The following is a 4,788-nucleotide window of genomic DNA, read 5'->3' as shown; positions in this document are numbered from 1 at the left end:
GTGGCCCGCCTGAATCTCGCTCACGGTACGCCGGATGAACACCGCACCCGCATTGGCCGTATCCGCGCTGCGGCGGAAAAGGTGGGACAGCGCGTTGCCATCCTCGCTGACCTGCCCGGCCCTAAAATCCGTATCGGTGTGCTGCCCGCCCCGGTCACCCTCAAACGCGGCAGCCGGGTACTCCTCGCCCCTGATGCACCCGGAACCCCAGAGCAGATTCCCCTGGATCTGCCCCGCCTTTCCCGTCCTCTGGTCAAGGGTGACACGGTGTTTCTGAATGATGGCTTCATCGAGTTGAGTGTAGAGCAGCATGCTCCTGCCGGTATCCACTGCCGGGTGGTGGTCGGCGGCGTACTCCTCTCCCATAAGGGCGTCAATCTGCCCGGGGTGACACTGGAAGGTGGCGCCCTCACCTCGGCTGATCGCGAATTGCTGGCCTTCGCGCTGGAGGCCGGCGTCGACGGGCTGAGTGTCTCTTTTGTGGAAACGCCGGAAGACCTGCACTCCGCCCGCCGGGAAGCGCAGGCCTTGGGTTATGACCCATTTCTGGTGGCCAAAATCGAAAGGGCACGGGCCTGGAGGCATATTGATGCCATCATCGCCGCCGCCGACGGCATCATGGTGGCGCGCGGTGACCTTGGCGTAGAGGTACCCATCGGGCAGATCGCGCTGATTCAAAAGCGCCTCATCCGCAAGGCCCGCGCGGTAGGCAAGCCGGTCATCACCGCCACCCAGATGCTGGAATCCATGGTCCACAACCGTCGCCCCACCCGTGCGGAGGTGACGGACGTGGCCAACGCCGTCCTCGACGGTACCGACTGTGTCATGCTCTCCGAAGAATCAGCCATGGGCGATTATCCCGTCGATGCAGTGAAAATGCTGGCGGAAATCGCCCGCATCACCGAAAAATCCCGATCTGAGCTGAGTCCGCTCGATGCAGAAACCCTGCACGACGCGCCCAGTGTGGAGTCGGTAATCGCCTGGGATGTCCGCACCGCCGCCGAGCATCTGAATCCGCTGTTTATCGTCACCCCCACGGAAACGGGCACCACCGCAGCCCGCATCGCGCGCTTCCGCTTAACCCCCTGGATCCTGGCCCTCAGCCCCCATGACCGCACTTGCCAACGCCTGTGCTTTCATTATGGCGTGCATGCCATGGAAATGCCGAGCCCTGATCAGGGCTGGGAACAAGCCGTCCGCCGCTGGCTGGTCACTCAGGGTATAGAAAAAGGCCTCATTCTCCTTACCCAGGGCCCGAGCCAGGGCCACCCCGGTGGCACCAACCGTTTAGAGATTATGCGTCTGGAGCAAGTCGCCCCCCACTGATCTACTCACCGCACATCCCACTGAACCGGAGAATTTTGTGACCATTACCCCTTGCTACCTTCTCCCGCAACTTCCCGAATCACTGACCGGTCTAGCCGAACTTGCACTCGACCTGCGCTGGTCCTGGAGCCATGCCGCCGACACGCTCTGGCAGCACATCGCTCCTGAACTCTGGGAGCAAACCCGCAATCCCTGGCTGATTCTGCAAAATGTCGGCGGCAATACGCTCCAGCAACTGGCCCAGGACCAGGATTTTATCGCGAAGCTGAACACCTTCGTCAGCGAGCACCGCGACCGCCTCGCGCAAACATGCTGGTTCGGCAAAACCTATCCCCACCCGCCCTTCAGTCAAGTGGCCTATTTCAGCATGGAGTTTGGCCTGTCCGAGTCCCTGCCCATCTACTCGGGAGGCCTCGGTATCCTTGCTGGCGACTGCCTGAAAACCGCCAGCGATCTCGGTATTCCTCTGCTGGGTATCGGCATGCTCTGGCAGCAGGGTTATTTTCGCCAGAGCCTCGACGATTGCGGTCGCCAGATCGAGCTCTATCCCTACAACGACCCCACCCAGATGCCCGTCACTCCGGTGCGGGACGCGTCGGGCGAATGGCTCCGCCTAGAATTGCCTTTCCCCGGCCGTAAAGTCATCCTCCGCGCCTGGCAGGCCAAGGTCGGTCGGGTGACTCTGTATTTGCTCGACAGCAACGACCCCCTCAACGCCCCCTCCGATCGCGGCATCACCGCCGAACTCTACGGTGGCGGCCCGGAGACTCGCCTGCAGCAGGAAATCTGCCTAGGCGTCGGCGGCTGGATGCTGCTGCGCCGCCTGGGGATCCAGCCAGATATCTGCCACCTCAACGAAGGGCATGCTGCCTTCGCCATTCTTGCCCGGGCCTACAGCCACATGCAGGATCATGGGACCGATTTCCCCTGCGCCCTTACCGCTACCCGCGCTGGGAATATCTTCACCACCCATACCCCCGTTTCCGCCGGTTTCGACCGCTTTCCGCCGGAACTGCTGACGCGCTACGTCGCCGGCGCACCCAGGGCCTTCGGCATAGATGTAGAGACGATCCTCGCCTTGGGCCGGGAGAATCCCGAAGACACCCGCGAACCTTTCAATATGGCCTGGCTCGCCATTCACGGCAGCCTTACCGTCAATGGCGTCAGTCGCCTGCATGGGGCCGTCAGCCGTCGTTTGTTCCAACCCCTGTTCCCACGCTGGCCCGAGGACGAAGTCCCCGTCACCCATGTCACCAATGGCGTTCATACGCCCTCCTGGGATTCCGCTGAAGCCGACGCCTTATGGACCAACCATTGCGGCAAGGCACGCTGGCTGGGGGACTTAAAGGATATCGAAGCGGATTTTCGCCAGACCTCCGATGAGGATATCTGGCAACTGCGCAGCACCGCGCGCCAGCAGGTGATCCACTTCGCCCGGCAACGTCTGCAAAAACAACTGGCAGCCGCACACGCACCCGATCAGGACTGCGAACAGGCCAAAACGGCACTCGACCCCAATACCCTTACCATCGGTTTCGCCCGCCGCTTTGCCGCCTACAAGCGCCCCAATATGCTGCTGACTGATCCGGACCGTCTCTACCGTCTGCTGAATAATCCCCACTGTCCCGTACAACTGCTGATCGCGGGCAAGGCACATCCCAAGGATGGTGCCGGCAAGGCCATGATCCAGCAATGGACCCAATTTATTCATCAACATCCCGATCTGGCCGGGCGCATGGTCTTCATCGCCGATTATGACATGATGGTCGCCGAACAACTGGTGCAAGGTGTTGACCTGTGGATCAATACCCCGCTTCGTCCCTGGGAAGCCAGTGGCACCAGTGGCATGAAAGTGCTGGTCAACGGCGGCCTCAACCTCTCGGAGCTGGATGGCTGGTGGGCCGAGGCCTATAGCCCGGAGACCGGCTGGGCGTTGGGGGACGGTCAGGAGCACGATAGCGACCCGGAATGGAACCGCCTGGAGGCAGAACAGCTTTACCGTCTGTTGGAGGAAGAGGTTGTTCCCCTCTTCTACCATCAGCGTGATGCCAACGGCTGCCCCTGTGGATGGATAAACAAAATCCGCGAAAGCATGAGCCGGCTGACCCCGCAATTCAGCAGCAATCGCATGTTGCAGGAATACGTACACTCTTTATATACCCCCGCTGCCCGCCTCCTCGCCGCCCGTAGCGAACGGGCTACGGTGGACGGGATCACTCGATGGCAGCATGACATTCGTCAGCATTGGCAGGGCCTGCATTTTGGCGAACTGAATGTACAAAGTGACACGGACGCACATCATTTTCAGGTGCATGTATATCTGGATGATCTTGACGCCGACGCCGTGGCGGTACAACTCTTTGCCAATGGCGACGGAGGGCAAGGCCCTAAAATCTATGCAATGACGCGCGGCGACGCCTTAAGTGGGGCAATTAATAGCTACAATTATACCTGTGCAGTGCCTGCCCAAAGCGCGGTCGAACGTTTCACGCCGAGGATCATTCCGCATCGCGACGGATGTTTGGTTCCCATGGAAAGCACCGAGATACTTTGGTATCGCTGAGAGGGATAACTTCATGAATAATCAGATACCTGATCTCCCCACTATCGTCGAAGCCGAGCGCAAAATGTTTGGCAAATACCTCCTGCCGATTGCCATCGCCCTGATCGTTATCGGCCTTTTCGGGCTGCTGAGTCCGGTCATTCTTTCTGCCGTAACCGATGGGGTGCTGGCGGCCATATTGATCATGGCCGGGTTCACCTGGATCATCCACAGTTATCAGATGCATCAGCACCAGTTGGCAGACTGGCTGAAACCGGTGCTTCTGCTCATTACCGGCGGGATCATGATTGCACTGCCCAACGCCGGTATCGCCGCCATCGGCCTTATGTTCATCCTCTACTTTGTGCTCGATGCTTACCGCAACTTCACCCAATCCAACACCCACACCGGCCACGGGCGGGGTTGGTTTATTTTCAGTGGAGGGATCGATATTGCCATAGCCATTCTGTTTTTTGTCACTTGGCCGCAGGGTTCGCTCATTCTGGTCGGCATCTTTGTGGGCGTAAATCTGATTTTTGATGGCATCATTCTGCTGATGCTCCGTAACGCCGTTGCCGGAGACAACAAATAGTCTCGAATAACGCCATGCGCACGTGCACATAGCGGGAACATTAACCCTTAATGCGGCGTTGCTGCATTATCTGAATCACTGGAGGACTAATGATGACCACGATTCCACAACATTTTGCCAACCGTGAAGCGGCAGCGGAATTACTAGCCCATCGCTTGGCCTCTTATGCGGGTAAACACCCCTTGGTACTCGCTATTCCACGTGGAGCGCTGCCCATGGGGTGCATCATCGCCAATACCCTCCACGGGGACCTTGACGTCGTCCTGGTGCGCAAAATCGGGGCACCGGGCAACCCCGAATACGCAATAGGCGCCGTCGATGAAGATGG

At 59.4% G+C, this 4,788-nt stretch carries 3 protein-coding genes and 1 pseudogene; all 4 read left to right on the top strand.

Annotated features, from left to right (window positions below; all coding sequences use genetic code 11):
* Positions 1-1,326, top strand: a 1,326-nt coding sequence (gene pyk / locus AC2VNK_RS07900; RefSeq protein ID WP_486883397.1) for a pyruvate kinase, incomplete at its 5' end; no start/stop codon positions are given.
* Between the two features lie 37 nt (positions 1,327-1,363).
* Positions 1,364-3,889, top strand: coding sequence for an alpha-glucan family phosphorylase (gene glgP / locus AC2VNK_RS07895; protein ID WP_486883396.1), 2,526 nt, complete (start codon positions 1,364-1,366; stop codon positions 3,887-3,889).
* Between the two features lie 13 nt (positions 3,890-3,902).
* Positions 3,903-4,460 (top strand): HdeD family acid-resistance protein, encoded by a 558-nt coding sequence (locus AC2VNK_RS07890; protein WP_486883395.1) that lies wholly within the window; start codon positions 3,903-3,905, stop codon positions 4,458-4,460.
* Positions 4,461-4,549: 89 nt separating this feature from the next.
* Positions 4,550-4,788: pseudogene (locus AC2VNK_RS07885) on the top strand (phosphoribosyltransferase); the annotation flags it as partial.

The sequence above is a fragment of the Acidithiobacillus sp. TH-A35 genome (genome assembly GCF_057473505.1).
The sequence above is the reverse complement of the archived record's forward strand: the minus strand, read 5'-3'. Positions and strand labels throughout refer to the sequence as shown.

What these genes read in the sequence shown, in the direction of transcription:
- AC2VNK_RS07890 (WP_486883395.1), top strand. Translation starts at nt 3,903, where the DNA reads ATGAATAATCAGATACCTGATCTCCCCACTATCGTCGAAGCCGAGCGC.